Below are 16336 nucleotides of genomic sequence, written 5' to 3' on the forward strand. Positions count from 1 at the left end.
GGTTTCCGCCTGACAGGAAACGCCGGGCACGAACGGAAACATTGGCCGAGGGGCAACCTGGGGGTGAGGTACGCGGGTCACGTACAGGGAGGGGCAGGGGTACGGGGGTCAGGCGCCCGCTTCGCGCGACGCCCACCAGGCGAGCAGCCGCTCGGTCGCGGCATCCGCGCCGATGGGGCCCTCGTCGAGACGCACCTCGAGCAGGTAACGGTAGGCCTCGCCCACGACCGGGCCCGGCTTCACGTCGAGCAGCCGCATGATGTCGGCGCCGTCGAGCTCGGGGCGCACCGCGGCGAGCTCCTCTTCACCCGCGAGCACGGCGATGCGCTCCTCGAGGTCGTCGTAGGCGAAGGCGAGCTGGTCGGCCTTGCGCCGATTGCGCGTCGTCACGTCGGCCCGCGCGAGGATGTGCAGCCGCTCGAGCTGGTCTCCGGCGTCGCGCACGTAGCGGCGAACGGCCGAATCGGTCCATGCGCCGTCGGTGTAGCCGAAGAACCGCAGGTGCAGCTCGATGAGCCGGGAAACCGCCGCGATCGTGTCGTTGTCGAAGCGCAGCGCGCGAAGGCGTTTGCGGGCGAGCTTCGCGCCGACGACGTCGTGGTGGTAGAAGCTCACGGCGCCGCCCGGCTCGAACCGCCGGGTCGCGGGCTTGCCGATGTCGTGGAGCAGCGCGGCGAGCCGCAGCACGAGGTCGGGGGAGTCGAGCACGCCGCGCGCGACCTCGTACTCGATGGCCTGGTCGAGCACGGTGAGGCTGTGCTCGTAGACGTCCTTGTGGCGGTGATGCTCGTCGCGTTCGAGTGACAGCGCCGGCAGTTCGGGCAGCACGCGTTCGGCGAGCCCCGATTCCACGAGCAGTCGGATGCCGCCGCGCGGAGTTCGAGTCAGCAGCAGCTTCGTCAGCTCGTCTCTGACACGTTCGGCCGAGATGCGGTCGATCTCCCCTGCGAGGTCGCTCATGGCCTGCTCTGTGGCGGGATCGACGGCGAAGCCGAGCTGGGCCGAGAAGCGGGCGGCACGAAGCATCCGCAGCGGGTCGTCGCCGAACGACTGTTCGGGCGCCGCGGGAGTGCGCAGCACTCGGGCGACGAGATCTTCGACACCGCCCGACGGGTCGACGAGTTCGAGCTTCGGCAGCCGGAGCGCGAGCGCGTTGACGGTGAAGTCGCGCCGAGTGAGATCGTCTTCGAGGCTCGTACCGAACACGACCTCGGGCTTGCGCGATGCGCCGTCGTAGGCATCGGCGCGGTACGTCGTGATCTCGACGGTCTCGCCGGCGATCTTCGCACCGATCGTGCCGAACGCACGGCCGATGTCCCAATGCGCCTCGGCGATCGGCTTGACGATCGCGAGGATCTCGTCGGGCGTCGCATCCGTCGTGAAATCGAGGTCGTTGATCGGGCGGTCGAGAAACGCGTCGCGCACGGGGCCGCCGACGAGAGCGAGCTCGTGACCGGCCTTCTCGAAGGCGCCCGCGAGCCGCGCGACGGTCGGCGAAGCCGCCAGCTCGCCCAGCCGGTCGAGGGCCGCCGTGACACTCTGCATGGCTCCCATATTAAGCGGGCGCCGGTGCGTGTCCGGTTTCGTGACAGGCCGGACCGCCTGTGGATGCCGAGCGGATACTCGGCGGACACGCCGTAGAATCGCCAGCATGCTGCCCGAGTCGTTCCCTGCGCGCCGTCGGCGCCCGAGGGGCGAATCGACGGATGCCGCCGCGCAACGGCCTCCACGCGCGGTTGCCGCGGCTCGACGATTGGTCGCCGGGTTCGGCCTGACCACAGCAATGATCGCCGCACTGGTCGCCGCACCCGTCGCCGCCGACGCGGCGGTCTTCGAGGCCACCGCCGAGGGCGCAACCACGACGAGGGCCGGCCACACGTCACGGCCCGCAGCCCGCGACGTCGACGGCATCCTGGTGCGCATCGCCCCGACCGTGTCGACGACGATCACTCCGGGCACGGCGCTCACCTTCGAGGTCGAGATCGAGAACGCCACCGCCGAGTCGGTCTCAGCCGGAACCCTGCGCCTCGTTCGTGCGAACGAGGCCATTGACGACACGAGCGAGCTCGATGCCTGGCTCGATCAGGCGGGCGCCGAATCGGATGCCGCCACCGATACCGCAATGCATTCCCTTGACGGCATGGCGATCGCTGCGGGTGAGTCCCGTGCCCTCGCCGCGGGTGCGGTCGACGTCATCTCGTTCACGCTTCCGCCCGACACGCTCGACGGACTCGCCGAGTCACCGGTGTTCGGTTTCGGCGTCGAGCTCCTCGTCGACGGTGCCATCGCGGCCTCCGCGACCGACGCCTACGCCAACAGCTCTGCGCCCGCGACCGACGCAGTGTCGCTCGCCCTCGCGTATCCGCTCACGGTGCCCGCATCTTCGTCAGGACTCCTGAGTTCCGACGATCTCTCGACGTGGACCGCGCCATTCGGGCTGCTCACCCGTCAGCTGGACGCCGTCGCAGGCCGACAGGTCGCGATCGGCATCGATCCCCGCATCATCGCGTCGATCAGGGTGCTCGGCACTGCGGCACCGGCCACGGCCACCGCGTGGCTCGAACGCGTCGCCCAGCTGCCCAACGAGATATTCCCGCTCGCGTATGCAGACGCAGATCTCGCGGTGCAGGCGCAGGTCGGCCTGACCGCGCCGCTCACCCCCACGTCGTTCGCCGACGAGCTCGATGCCGCGAACTTCGCGGATGCCGCAGCCGATGGTGACGCGGATCCCGATGCCGACGCCGAAGGCACCGCCACAGACGATGCCGCACCCACCCCGTCGGCGGATCCGACGCCGCCCGCGTCGGGCGAGTTGCCCACCACCGAAGAGCTGCTCGCGTGGCCCTACACGCGGACCGACATCGCCTGGCCGGCCGACGACACGGTCGCCGCGGGCAACCTCACCTTCCTGAGCGACGCCGGGCTGACGACAGCGCTCCTCGCCCCCGGCAACGTCGCAGCGAGCGAACCGTGGTCGAACGCGGCATCGAACGTCGACGGCTCGACCGCGGTCGTGGCCGACTCGCGACTGACGGCGCCGTTGCGCGAGGCTTCCGAAGCGCTCACCGATACGGAATGGCGCTCCGCGACCGGATTGCTCGGCGCCGAGTTGGTGCTCGGCGGCGAAGCGAACCCCGGACAGCAGCTCACACTGCTCGCGACGTTCGACCGTGGCGCGGCAACGCAGTCGTCGCGCGTCTCGGCGACGCTCGACGAATTGGCCGCGAGCCCCTGGGCCCGACCCGCGACGCTCTCGGATGCCATCGGCGCGCCCCCGGTCGAGCGTGCGCTGGTCGACCTTCTCGAGACCGAGCAGCGCCGCGCGAATGTCGATCGGCTCGTTCGTGCCGAAGCGGATGTCACCGCGTTCGCGACCGTGCTCGAAGACCCCCGCCTGATCTCCGCACCGGCGCGGCGCAATGTGCTCGCCCTGCTCGACGTCGCCTGGCTGGAAGACAATGAGGGCTGGGAGACGGCCGTCGGCCAGTGGCTTCTCGACCAGCGCAACACGCTCGGCGCAGTGTCGGTCGTGCCCAGCAGCCCGATCAACGTGGTCTCGAGTGAAACCGGCGTGCCCACGACGATCCTCAACGCGCTGCCGTACCAGGTCACGGTGATCGTCGATGTCGAGCCGTCGAACGGTCGCCTGATCGTCGAAGACCAGAAGACGGTCACGGTCGACCCCGAATCGCGCAGCCTCGTGCGGGTGCCGGTCGCCGCCGGCATCGGCAACGGCGAAGTCACCCTCACGGTGACGCTGACCTCGCCAGAAGGTGTGCCGATCGGCACCCCCGTGATGATCCCCGCGAACGTGCAGGCCGACTGGGAAGGTCTCGGCGCCGCCCTGCTCGGCCTCGTGGTCGTCGTGTTCTTCGGCCTCGGCGTGTGGCGCAACATCCGTCGCCTCCGCCGACAGCGCGCCGAAGCTGCTGCGGAAGCCCCCGACGATGCAGTGGTAGCAGCGGAGGAAGCGGATGCCGCTGACGCTGACGCTGACGCGACCGAAACAGCAGGAGCCGCAGAAGCGGCCGAAACCGTGACGCCTACGGAGGAGCCGGATGCCACCGAACCCGATGCCGCGGCAACGCCCCGGGAACCCGGTGACGAGCGCCGCGATGGCTGAAGATCGCATCGGACGCGCGAGCCTCTTCCTCGCATCTGGAACTATCGTCTCCCGCGTCCTCGGCTTCGTGAAGGCGGCCCTCCTCGCAGCCGTGATCGGCGGCAGCGGTGCCGGCGCCAACGCGTTCGCCGCGGCGAACCAGCTGCCGAACACCATCTACGCGGTCGTCGCCGGCGGCGTGTTGAGCGCCGTGCTCGTGCCGTTGATCGTGCGGTCGGCCGCGCATCGCGACGGTGGCGCCGCCTACATCAACAAGGTCATGACCCTGGGGCTCGTGATCCTCAGTGCCGCTGCGCTCATCGCCACGCTGCTCACGCCGCTGCTCACGGCACTGATCGGCAGCCGCATGAGTGACGGTGTCTTCGCCCTCGCTGTCGCATTCGGCTATTGGTGCCTGCCGCAGATCTTCTTCTACGGCATGTACTCGCTGCTGGGCGAGGTGTTGAACGCCAAGCGCGTGTTCGGCCCCTTCACGTGGGTGCCTGTGCTGAACAACATCGTCGCCCTCGCGGGGCTCGCCGTATTCGTGCTGGTCTTCGCCTCAGACCCCGATGGCTTGCGCACCGCAGGCGAGTGGTCGCCCGGCATGATCGCCCTCCTCGCCGGAAGCGCGACGCTCGGTGTCGCAGTCCAGGCGCTCGTGCTGTTCTGGTTCTGGCGTCGTGCAGGCCTGCGCTACCGACCGGACTTCGGCTGGCGCGGCGTCGGCCTGAGGTCAACCGCGGGCATCGCGAGCTGGACCTTCGGAATGCTCCTGCTCACGACGGTCGCCGGATTCGTCGAGACCTCGGTCGTGGGTGTCTCCGCGGCATCCCACGATGAAGCCTCGATCGGCATGCAGCAGAACGCCTGGTTGATCTTCATGCTGCCGCACTCGGTGATCACGGTGTCGATCGCCACCGCCTACTTCACGCGGATGAGCGAGCACGCCGCCACCGGCGAACTCCGAAAGGTGCGCGACGACCTCTCCAGCGCGGTGCGCGGCGTCGGCGTCATCCTGATGGTCGCGACCGCGGTGCTCATGGTGTGTGCGTTCCTCTTCGCTCGAGTGTTCTCCTCCGTCGAGCCCCTCGTGTGGTCGACCGGTGCGGTGGTACTCGCCTACCTCGTCGGCCTCATCCCGTTCAGTATTCTCTTCATCGTGCAACGCACCTTCTACTCCCTCCACGACACGAAGACCCCGTTCTTCATCACCCTCGTGCAGGTCGTCCTGATCATCGCCGGCACACTGGCCTGCATCGCCCTCCCGAGTGCGTGGGTGGCGTTCGGCATCGCCGTGGTCATCACCGTCGCAGGAACCATCCAGGCCATCCTCGCCATCGTGCTGCTCCGGCGACGCATCGGTCCACTCGACGGCCGACGCATCTTGGTCGCCTACGGACGGTCGGCTGCCGCGCTCGTGCTGCCCGTGATCGCCGGTCTCGCATTGCTCTGGGCGCTCGGTGGAACCACCTTCGACGGTTTCGCGCTCTCGAGCGTGCTCACCGCGATCGTGTCGATGGCGATCATCGGCGCAGTGATGAGCGCGCTGTACTTCGCGGTGCTCTGGATGCTGCGGTCACCCGAGTTGCGCGGATTCGCCGCCCCGCTCGTCGCACGCCTCCGCCGACGCTGACATCGGTGACGCGAGCGCGGGGCACAGCACCCACCACGCGGCATCCAAACACATCGGCTCGCCGAACGGCCGCGGAATAGTCGCCGCTTAGACTGTGTTGAGCATCTCGTGGCATCCGATTCGTTGAATGCTGCGAATCACCAGCTACGACGGGAGCGGCTTTGCGCGACATCATCATCATCGGTTCGGGCCCGGCCGGATTCACGGCCGCGATCTACGCCGCTCGCGCGCAACTGAAACCGCTGCTCATCGCGAGTTCCGTCGAGATCGGCGGCGAGCTGGTGAAGACGACGGAAGTCGAGAACTTCCCCGGCTTCCCAGAGGGCATCATGGGCCCCGACCTCATGACGAAGCTGCAGGAGCAGGCCGAGCGATTCGGCACCGAGGTCGTCTACGACGACGTCGTCGAGCTCGACCTCGACGGCCCTGTGAAGCGCGTGAAGCTCGGCAACGGCGATGAGCATGAGGCAGCGACGGTCATCTACGCGACCGGTTCGGCGTACCGCAAGCTCGGCCTCTCCGAAGAAGAGGTGCTCTCCGGGCACGGTCTCTCCTGGTGCGCAACGTGCGACGGCTTCTTCTTCCGACAGAAGACGATCGCCGTGGCCGGCGGCGGAGACTCCGCCATGGAGGAAGCGACGTTCCTCACCCGCTTCGCCGACAAGGTCTATGTGATCCACCGTCGTGACACACTCAAGGCGTCGAAGATCATGCAACAGCGCGCCTTCGACAACGAGAAGATCGAGTTCATCTGGAACGCCGAGATCGCTGCGATCCACGGAACCGGCGCGGTCACGGGTGTCACCCTGCGCGACACTGCCACCGGTGACGAGCGCGGCCTCGACCTCGACGGGCTCTTCATCGCCATCGGAAACGATCCGCGAACGCACCTCGTACACGGCAAGCTCGACCTCACGCCCGAAGGCACCATCGCGGTCGAGGGTCGCAGTTCGAGGACGTCCCTCCCCGGCGTCTTCGCAGCCGGCGACGTCGTCGACCCGCACTACCGCCAGGCAATCACCGCCGCCGGATCCGGTGCGGCCGCCGCTCTCGACGCCGAGCACTATCTTGCGGCGCTCGGCAACGAGAATGCCGCCGAAGCCGTGCTCGAGACGGAGTTCGCCGCCGTCAACTGACCTTGTGTCGCTCGAAGACTTGGGGCGACACGCACCGCTGCCGCGAACTTCGCATCGCGACATCCGATTTCACCAAAAGGAGAACGCAATGACTGCACGTGCAGTGACCGAGGCCACCTTCGAGCAGGAGGTCCTCAACAACGAAAAGGCCGTCCTCGTGGACTTCTGGGCCGAATGGTGCGGCCCGTGTCGCGCCGTCAGTCCGATTCTCGACCAGATCGCGACCGAGCACGCCGACAAGCTCGACATCGTCAAGCTCAACGTCGATGAGAACCCCGGTCTCGCGATGAAGTACCAGATCACCGCGATTCCCGCGTTCAAGGTGTTCGAGAAGGGCGAGGTCGTGAAGACCGTCATCGGCGCCAAGCCGAAGCCCGCACTCGAGGCCGACCTCGCCGCCTACATCTCGTAGTCGGCGGTCGAATTTCAGACCCGTCCGGCGAAAGCCGGGCGGGTCTTTCGTGTCTCCACCGGGCTGCGCGTTCACGAGCTGCGGATGCCGCCGCGGCACGCAGCCCCGACCAAGCGCCCGGTACCCAGCAACTACCATGGAAATCCTGAACAGAACGGAAGAGTGCAGTGACTTCTGACGGCGTCCCCCAGCGGACCGGCAACAATCTCGACCCTTGGTACGCGAATTACGCCGAGCGAGCAGCCGGGCTGGCCGCCTCTGAAGTCCGAGCACTCTTCGCCGTCGCCTCGCGGCCCGAGGTGGTCTCTCTCGCCGGTGGCATGCCGTTCGTCTCTGCGCTGCCGCACGACCTCATCGTCTCGTCGATGGAGAAGGTCATGCGCGAACGCGGGGCAGTTGCTCTGCAATATGGCTCTGGTCAGGGGATTCCAGAGCTGCGCGAGCAGATTCTCGAAGTGATGTCGATCGAGGGCATCCGCGGCACCGTCGACAACGTCGTGACTGCGACGGGCTCACAACAAGCGCTCGACCTGGTGGCGAAGCTCTTCATCGACCCGGGTGATGTGATCCTCGCGGAGTCACCGAGTTATGTCGGGGCGCTCGGCATCTTCCGTTCGTATCAGGCGAACGTCGTGCACGTGGCCATGGACGAGCGCGGACTCATCCCCGAGGCGCTCCGTCAGACGATCGCCGCGCTTCGCGGCCAAGGCCGGCGCATCAAGTTCCTGTACACGATCCCGAACTTCCACAACCCGGCGGGCGTCACCCTCTCGGCGGAGCGTCGGCCTGAGATCCTCGAGATCTGTCGCTCCAACGAAATCCTGATCCTTGAAGACAATCCGTACGGCCTGTTGCATTTCGATGAGCCCGCGCCGAACGCCCTCCGGTCCCTCGACCCCGAGGGCGTCATCTATCTCGGCTCGTTTTCGAAGACCCTCGCTCCCGGATTTCGGGTCGGATGGGCGCTCGCACCGCACGCGATTCGCGAGAAGCTCATTCTCGCCGCCGAGTCGGCGATCCTCTCACCGAGCTCGTTCAGCCAGTTGGTCGTGTCGGAGTACCTGGCGACGACCGACTGGCGCGGGCAGATCGACACGTTCCGGGGCGTGTACCGCGAGCGGAAAGACGCGATGATCGAGGCTTTGGGGGAGTACCTGCCCCAATTGAACTGGACGAATCCCAACGGCGGATTTTACGTCTGGGTCACGATGCCCGACGTACTGGACTCGAAGCAGATGTTGCCACGTGCGGTGAAAGAGCTCGTCGCCTACACCCCAGGTACCGCATTCTTCGCCGACGGACGTGGGCGGCACGCGATGCGGCTGTCGTACTGCTATCCGACGCCCGAGGCGATCAGGCTCGGCATCCGGCGACTCGCGACGGTCATCAACGGCGAACTCGACCTTCTCGATACCTTTGCGGGCACTGGCCCGTTGCAGCTCCCAGCGAGCGCGGGCTACGACTCCGCGCCGCCATCCGACCTGAAGTAGTGGAGAAACCCCTGATCATGAGCGATTCTTCCGCCCTCTACGTCGTCGTGCTCGCGGGCGGCATCTCCCACGAACGCGACGTGTCTCTTCGGTCGGGTCGCCGAGTCGCCGACGCACTCACCACAGCGGGGCATCGTGTGGTGCTGCGTGACCCCGACGCCGGGCTGCTGGCATTCCTGTCGAGCGAACGGCCCGACGTGGTCTTCCCCGCCCTTCACGGCTCAAGTGGTGAAGACGGGTCGCTCCTCGAGTTGCTTGCTGCAATTGATGTGCCGACAGTCGGGTCATCGGGTGCAGCGGCGCGGCGAGCCTGGTCGAAGCCCATCGCAAGCTCGTTGCTGGCGTCGGCCGGCGTTGCCGTTCCCGAGTCGATCGTGCTCTCGCATGAGTCGTTCCGCGAGCTCGGCGCATCGAGTGTGCTCAGGGTCGTGCGCTCGGCGCTCGAAGGTGACCTCGTCGTCAAGCCCGCCTCAGGTGGTTCCGCGCAGGGAGTCACGATCGTCGATGACTCCAACGACCTGCCGCGCGCGATGGTCGAGGCGTTCACCTACGCAGAGGTCGCGGTGGTCGAGCGTCGCATCTTCGGCACCGAAGTCGCGGTTGCGGTCGTGGATACGGGTGATGGGCCGCGTGCGCTCCCAGCGGTCGAGATCGAACCGACCGCAGGGGTCTACGGTTTTCAGGCCCGCTACAACGCGGGGGAGACCACGTTCTACGCTCCGTCTCGCCTCGATGAGGTGGCGGTCGCTGCAATGTCGGATGCCGCGGTGCTCGCGCATCGCACACTTGGACTGCGGGATCTCTCCCGCGTCGACTTCATCGTCGATGCCGACGGAATGCCATGGTTCCTGGAAGCGAACGTGATTCCCGGCCTCACCGAGACGTCACTCGTTCCGCTCGCGATCGAGGCGTCCGGTACGGATGCCGCGACTCTGTACGGCTCGCTCGTCGCAGCGGCCCGGTTGCGCGCGAACTAGCTTCGAACGTTCCGAAGCGATCATCGCCGATGGTGCCGATCGCTTCATCGCGTGCCCGACCAACGCCGTTCCAGCGGGTGTTCTCTTCGCCGAACCAGCCCGATTTCAGGTCGTCAGGAACGATCCTGCGCGACTCTTGAACTCAGACCCCGTCGAGATTCTCGCCAAGTTCCGTCAGGATCCGCCGAAGGTCCTGAACGGTCGCGAAATCAACTGTGATCTGGCCTTTTCTCGCGCCGAGCGCAATCTTCACCCGAGTATTCAGTCGGTCGCCGAGGCGAGTCGCCAAGTCTTCGAGAAAGTCCTGTCGTTTGCCTGCCGCCGGCTTCGGACGCGACGATTTCGGCTCATTCGTGGCGACCGCTTCCGCGGCCCGAACCGACAACTCCTCATTCACGATCTTGTCGGCGAATCGCTGCATGCCTGCTGCGTCGTCGCCGACGGAGAGGATCGCCCGGGCATGCCCCGCGGTGAGCACGCCCGCCGCAACCCGAAGCTGCACGGCCTCGGGAAGCTTGAGCAGTCTGAGTGTGTTCGAGATCTGAGGCCGCGACCGACCGATGCGTGAAGCGAGTTCCTCCTGGGTGATTCCGAAGTCGGCGAGGAGTTGCTGATAGGCGGAGGCTTCTTCGAGCGGGTTGAGTTGAGAGCGGTGCAGGTTCTCGAGCAGCGCGTCACGAAGCATGTCTTCGTTCGCGGTGTCTTTGACGACGGCCGGAATGGAATCGAGTCCCGCTGCCTTCGTCGCACGAAGCCGTCGTTCACCCATGACAAGCTCGTATTTGCCAGGCAGGTCGGGGTGCCGACGAACCACGATGGGCTGGAGAACTCCGAACTCGCGCACACTGTGTACAAGCTCTGCCAGGTCGTCGGGGTCGAAAACGCTACGCGGCTGTTGGGCGTTCGGAAGGATGTCATCCGGATCGAGACGCGCGAGGTGCGCACCCGGAACCGTGACGAGGTTGTCTGCCGACGCTGCTTGTTCGACAACCGCGATGGCCACGGCTGGTTGCGCCTCCGAGTCGGGGAAGAACACGTCGACGGGGCGAGTGCGGGAGCTGTCATCCCCACTCGGGATCAGTGCACCGATTCCACGACCGAGACCGGTCCGTTTGGTTGTCATCAGTTCGACTCCTCGGGTTTCGCAGCTCCGCGCCGGGCGATTTCGGCCGCTGCCTCGCGATACGACAGAGATCCGCTCGACGCATAGTCGTAGCTGATCACGCTCTGGCCATAGCTGGGTGCCTCGGACACCCGCACTGAACGGGGAATGATCGTGTCGAGCGTTTGGACGGGGAAGTGGTCGCGCACCTCTTGAGCCACTTGCTGCGCCAAGTTGGTGCGGGAGTCGTACATCGTCAAAAGGATCGTCGACAGCCGAAGTTCGGGATTGAGGTGCTTCTCAATGAGTTCGATGTTGCTCAGGAGTTGCGAGAGGCCCTCGAGCGCGTAGTACTCGCACTGAATTGGAATCAACACCTCACGTGCCGCGACGAAGGCGTTGATCGTAAGGAGGCCGAGTGATGGCGGGCAGTCGATGAAGACGTAGTCGTAGGGCTGCTCCATCGAAGCGAGATGCGCGTCGAGTGCACGCCGCAGCCGTTGCTCGCGAGCAACGAGCGAGACGAGTTCGATCTCTGCGCCCGCGAGGTGAATGGTCGCGGGCACGCAATCGAGCAACTCGTGCTCGGCTGACGACTGAATGACCTCCGCGAGTGCGAGGTCTGCGACAAGTACCTCGTACACGCTCTTGCGCTCCGAGCGGTGATCGACTCCGAGAGCGGTCGATGCGTTGCCCTGCGGATCGAGGTCGATCACGAGCACTCTGGCACCCGAACGCGCAAGGCCGGCCGCAAGATTGACCGCGGTCGTCGTCTTTCCGACGCCGCCCTTCTGATTGGAGATCGTCAACACACGCGTCGCAGGCGGCAAGGGGAGCACCGCGTCATCGAGGGCGATGCGCCGACGGTTCTCTTCGGCGAGTTCGTAAGCCAGGGGAGTTCCTCCGTGATCAGAAGATGTTTCACGTGAAACATCAGGGGCTTCAATTGGCATCAGGGGTGTCGCCTGCGCGACGGTATTGGCAGGAGTGACCATCATCGGCGAGCTCACCACATGGTCACGCCCGAGCGGGGGCTCGGATGTTTGCGGTTGCTCGCTGGCTCGGTCGTTGCGTTCGGGCGTTGGCGCGATCTGTGGTTCGACTGCCGAGATGCTCGCATCATCGGGCTCTTCCTGTGCCACAGCCGGCGCACTGGCGTTGGAGGTCGGTGCGGGGGAGTCTGCCTCGGCTGGGGTTCGAACGGGGTACAGCGCCGAAGCCGTGTCGGCCGTAGCCTCCCCGACGATCTCGCGAATGAGGTCCTCCAGGAGACGATCGGGACCCGCAGTGCGGTGCACCGCCGACTCATCGATGGGGTCCGCACCGGCCGTCAGTGCTTCAGCAGTCGCCGCGTCCCAGTCGATTCCGCGGTCGAAGGGGATCTCATTCGAAGGGCGGTCGCCATCGTTCACTGTCGCAGATCCTACCGATGCTCTGGGCGGCGCGGCTTGCTCGGGAGCGACCGCCTGGCGTTCGTCGGCCACGGATGAAATCGCGGCATCAGTACTGGGTTGCTCCGATGTGACACCGGGTCGACCGTCTTCTCCCGGGCCTCCAACGACCAGTTGAGGGGCGGCTTCCGCGTGAGGCTCCGGGCTCCGGTCCGAGACCTGTTGCTTTGCCACGAGATCGGCAGCAGGGTCAGCCGGCCGTGTTTCGTTCACGGGTGCTTCCGAGAGCGCCGGAGGCGTGGATCTCGAGTGAACGGTACCCTCGGCGACTTTCTCAGATTCGGGCTGAGGGCGCCTGCGACGAAACCATCCACGTCCCCCGCCCTTTGCCATACCGACTGCTCCATATCGTTGGATCTGCGGGTCGAATCGACGTATTCCGTAGCGGCCCGACCTGAAAGTCAAGCCTAACCGGCGCGACTGACTCTCAAGTTGATGACTGGCGAAGTCGAGGGTATCCAGACCAAACGTCCCTGCGGGAGCAGCGGTCAGCGTTCGACCAGTCGGCGCCCTCCGGCCACGCGTACCGGGTCAGCTCGCTGAGGGGGGGCAGCGGTGGAGCGTGATGGAGCGAAACCCGTTGTGACGCTGAGGCACGGGCTGGGGAGTTCACGTGAGACACGAGTCCGCCCCTGATGTTGCGTGGTGCCCATGATCACTCGAGGGCGCCTCCTTGACACCTGGCCGCTGAGGTACGGACAAGTGGAAGGCGTGGGGCGGGAGGCCCAATCGTCACGGCGGGATCGTGATGCCAGCCACTCGACAGCCTCATGCGGGCACCGGTGCTTTCGGGGCTTGTTGGCGCGTATTGGGGACACCCCTTACAGAGGTGGTGATCAAGACAGTCCAGGAGCGACACAGCACGGAGGTGAGTGTCCTCGGCCACGTCGAAACGAAGACTCATCGGTCGAGTCGGGACGTCGTCACTCGCGGGCGATGCAAGTTCGATGACTGGGGTCGAGCGGGTGCGACCTGCGGTAACGCCGCCGGCGCCCTCGATCGAATGTTCACCGAGACGAGTTGAATGAATTGCAGCATGTTTCACGTGAAACGCCGTTGACTCTTGAGATCCGATTGCGCTGCGAAAGCCGGGTGGCTGTGCGTGCGACATCCACACAAGAAGTCCGTCCGCACACACCGTCCCGGCAGGAGCTCGCAGCAATTCGATTGGCAGAGGGACGGCGACGTTTCACGTGAAACGTCAGTGCGGACATCCGCCAGACCAAGTCCTGCATTGCCGAATCGAATCAACTGTGCTCGCCGGGCGAATGAGGTGACGGTCACTACGACGGCGCTCGCACTGAACTCATCACCGCACGTCACGCGACGCGAAGCACCACGACACGCGAACCGAACCGCACTCTGGGGGGTGGGTGCGTGCTGGACCGACGGCCTCGGATGCTCCGAGCTGGACTGCGCGAGATTGCCGGAAGCACGCGGTGGATATCTCGCTCGCCGTGCGCAGTATGCGGGTGTCCCAGGGTCAGTCTCCAAGTCGCTGAGTTGTATCAGATCAGTCGCCTCGCGACCTAAGCCACGATGCGCTTCTTGAGCGCGCCAGTCCACGGCTCTGCGGGATGTTGGTGTCAGACCCAGCCGAGGATTGCGACGACGACGACACCGCGGAAGATCACCGCATGCCGGTCGTACCGAGTCGCGAGACCGCGCCCTGCCTTCATGAGGTTGAACGCACACTCGACCGTGTGCCGTCGTTTGACCGTGTCACGGTCGCAACTAACCCGGCGGCCGCCGGCTGAACCGCGTCAGCGCCGGCGGCCTGCTGTTCGCACTTCTCCGGGATCGCCGCTTGGATGTGGCGGCGGAGCCGGTCAGCGCAGATGGCCCGGGACGAGTACGCCCGATCCGCCAACAGCGCGACCGGCCTCGTGCGTGCAGGAACATGGGCGAGTCCGCGCCAGGTCCGGGACCGACGAGGATCGCGAGGGCGGCGTCGGGCGTCGATGGCGTAGTGGACCTTCGTGGACAGGCCGCCGCGGGGCCGTTCGACGGCGTGATCGGGCGGTTCGGTGCAGGGAGTCATGTGATTCGACAGGTCCCCTTGTGACCCGATCGAACCGGGTCGCCTGCTACGCCGCCAGCCGCTCCCATTGCGTATCCGAAAGTTCACGACCACGAGCCACCCCCACGAGCATCCCCGACCACAGATCACCCCGCGACTTGGGAGACGAACTCTGGCAATTCAGTTCGGCGCCCTCTGGATCCGCAGCGCAGCAGAGGCGGTCCGTGACCTGAGACCATCGACCATTGGCGTTGCTCCGTATCAGAGCGAGACGGAACCGCACGGTGGTTCCATGTTTCACGTGAAACGCATGAGAACTGGCACGCCGCACACAACGGACCGTCCGCGCACCTCCGCGGTGTGGCAATCTTCTCCGTCCCAAACCGGCCTGCGCACCGAAGGTCAGCAACTCACCAATGATCACGGCGGCGGGAATGCTCAGGGATCGAACCTTCGAGCGGACAATTCACGACGCCTGCGCAGCTGCAGCTCGAGTGGAGCGCGGGACCAACCGGGCAGCACCGGTCGTGAGCTGAGGCCGTCTGCGTCATTGCTCCTGGCTTTCGTCCGGATCCAGATCGTGATCCACGTCACAGTCGCGAACCCACCTGACCGTCCGTGTGGGGGCCTGAACTTCATTCGGAACCGACCAGGCGCCGCAATGCTCTCGAATCAAGCGTCTGACTGGATCGGAAGCACACGACCCCTCAACGTGGCCGAGCGAGCGTGGATTGAGCCAATTGAGTCAGGGCACGCCAGTACGAGCCCTCCGGCAAGCCCGGAAGCCGGCCGAATCGATGTGACTCTCTTCCAGAATCCACGAGTTGACGAATTGGCGGCGCCCACGCCCAGAGCGGGAGCGTCAGCCCGCAGTTGCGCGGAAGACCCGCGTGACTTCTGACACGAGTCCCTCGCCGAGCACGAGCACCTCCACGTCGCGCAGGTGGTACTTGCGGATGACCTTCTCAGCAGCCGCAATCTCACCGCCGACGCCGGCGCCCTTCATGAGCACGAGCTCGCCACCTGCCCGCAACAGGGGTGCGGTCACTGGAATCAGTGTGCGCAAGGCGCTCACTGCGCGCGCCGTCACCTGGTCGAGGGAGTCGAAGAGCTTCGATTCCTCGGCACGGGCTCTCACAACCGTGACGTTCGCAAGCGCGAGTTCACTCGTCTGTCGCTCGAGCCAAGCGACGCGGCGCTCCATCGGCTCGATGAGGGTGAACGAGACATCCGGTCTCAAGATGGCGAGAACGATGCCGGGGAGGCCCGCGCCTGAACCGACATCGCCCACGCGCCCCGGCCGCAGCAGGGGTGCGACCAATGCACTGTTCAAGACGTGACGAGTCCAGAGCCGGGGGAGTTCCAGCGGTCCGACGAGACCGAGTTCCTCGCCGTGTCGCGCGAGCGCCATCGTGAATGCGCGGCCGGCATCGATGTGCTCGCCGAAGATATCGACCGCGGCGGCCGGTTCCGGCTCCAGTCCGTCGATCATCGTTTCACGTGAAACGTCAGGCACCGCGGGTGATGACCGTGTGACGGTCACTGCCCTCGCCGCGTGACTCCGAGTGCAGACCGCGCTCAGCCACAAGATCGTGCACGAGCTTGCGCTCGTACGACGACATCGGGGGGAGTGAAGCTTCCGCCGCGCCTCCATCGATGCGCTCGGCGGCGCGAGTCACGAGATTCGCGAGTTCGTCGCGACGAGCGTCGCGCGAGCCGCCGATGTCGAGGATCAGCCGTGAGAACGCGCCGGTCTTGGTCTGCACGGCGAGCCGAGTGAGTTCTTGGAACGCGCTCACAGTCTCGGGCTTGGAGAGGAGATCGAGGTTTTCGCCGGCTCCAGCGTTCACCGACACATACGCGCGCCCATTGCGGGCATCGATGTCGATGTCGCCGTCGAGGTCCATGATGTCGAGGAGTTCCTCGATGTAATCCGCCGCGATGTCGCCCTCTTCCTCGAGCTGAGCGGTGGAGCGGTCTGCGGTCTCGTGCTGTACGTCGGTCATGGGT

The 16336-nt window shown here is 66.0% G+C and carries 11 protein-coding genes; 6 read left to right on the plus strand and 5 right to left on the minus strand.

Translation table 11 applies throughout. From position 1 onward, the window contains the following. Positions 1–108: 108 nt before the first annotated feature. Positions 109–1545 (minus strand): CCA tRNA nucleotidyltransferase, encoded by a 1437-nt coding sequence (locus AC1C2T_RS03490; protein ID WP_495384270.1) that lies wholly within the window; start codon positions 1543–1545, stop codon positions 109–111. 106 nt (positions 1546–1651) lie between these two features. On the opposite strand from AC1C2T_RS03490, the gene AC1C2T_RS03495 reads away from it, so the two are divergent. The 6 genes from AC1C2T_RS03495 (at position 1652) to AC1C2T_RS03520 (ending at position 9753) form a co-directional block, all read left to right on the plus strand. After that, positions 1652–4123, plus strand: coding sequence for a DUF6049 family protein (locus AC1C2T_RS03495; protein ID WP_495384271.1), 2472 nt, complete (start codon positions 1652–1654; stop codon positions 4121–4123). After that, the gene (gene murJ, locus AC1C2T_RS03500) at positions 4116–5738 is read left to right on the plus strand and encodes a murein biosynthesis integral membrane protein MurJ (RefSeq protein WP_495384272.1); all 1623 of its coding nucleotides are present in this window, start codon (positions 4116–4118) and stop codon (positions 5736–5738) included. Before AC1C2T_RS03495 ends, murJ begins: the two co-directional genes overlap by 8 nt. Positions 5739–5899: 161 nt before the next feature. After that, positions 5900–6874 (plus strand): thioredoxin-disulfide reductase, encoded by a 975-nt coding sequence (trxB, locus tag AC1C2T_RS03505; protein WP_495361615.1) that lies wholly within the window; start codon positions 5900–5902, stop codon positions 6872–6874. 88 nt (positions 6875–6962) lie between these two features. Beyond that, complete coding sequence (gene trxA / locus AC1C2T_RS03510; protein WP_056007113.1) at positions 6963–7286, plus strand: thioredoxin; 324 nt, start codon at positions 6963–6965, stop codon at positions 7284–7286. A 167-nt stretch (positions 7287–7453) separates the two neighbouring features. After that, positions 7454–8776 carry an aminotransferase-like domain-containing protein gene (locus tag AC1C2T_RS03515; RefSeq protein WP_495384273.1) on the plus strand — a complete coding sequence of 441 codons (1323 nt, stop codon included), beginning with the start codon at positions 7454–7456 and terminating at the stop codon, positions 8774–8776. Positions 8777–8793: 17 nt separating this feature from the next. After that, positions 8794–9753 (plus strand): D-alanine--D-alanine ligase family protein, encoded by a 960-nt coding sequence (locus AC1C2T_RS03520; protein ID WP_495384274.1) that lies wholly within the window; start codon positions 8794–8796, stop codon positions 9751–9753. Positions 9754–9895: 142 nt separating this feature from the next. Here AC1C2T_RS03520 and AC1C2T_RS03525 read toward each other — a convergent pair whose 3' ends face one another. The 4 genes from AC1C2T_RS03525 to AC1C2T_RS03540 form a co-directional block, all read right to left on the minus strand. Continuing rightward, on the minus strand, positions 9896–10876 hold the full coding sequence (locus tag AC1C2T_RS03525) for a ParB/RepB/Spo0J family partition protein (protein WP_495384275.1): 981 nt from the start codon (positions 10874–10876) through the stop codon (positions 9896–9898). Next, positions 10876–11808, minus strand: a complete 933-nt coding sequence (locus AC1C2T_RS03530) for a ParA family protein (RefSeq protein WP_495361977.1) — start codon at positions 11806–11808, stop codon at positions 10876–10878. Before AC1C2T_RS03530 ends, AC1C2T_RS03525 begins: the two co-directional genes overlap by 1 nt. A 3380-nt stretch (positions 11809–15188) precedes the next feature. After that, positions 15189–15818: a 16S rRNA (guanine(527)-N(7))-methyltransferase RsmG gene (gene rsmG, locus AC1C2T_RS03535; RefSeq protein WP_495384276.1), complete on the minus strand. Its 630-nt coding sequence runs from the start codon at positions 15816–15818 to the stop codon at positions 15189–15191. 16 nt (positions 15819–15834) lie between these two features. Beyond that, positions 15835–16332 (minus strand): Jag family protein, encoded by a 498-nt coding sequence (locus tag AC1C2T_RS03540; RefSeq protein WP_495361609.1) that lies wholly within the window; start codon positions 16330–16332, stop codon positions 15835–15837. Between the last annotated feature and the right edge of the window lie 4 nt (positions 16333–16336).

The organism is Agromyces sp. Y558, from assembly GCF_059445415.1.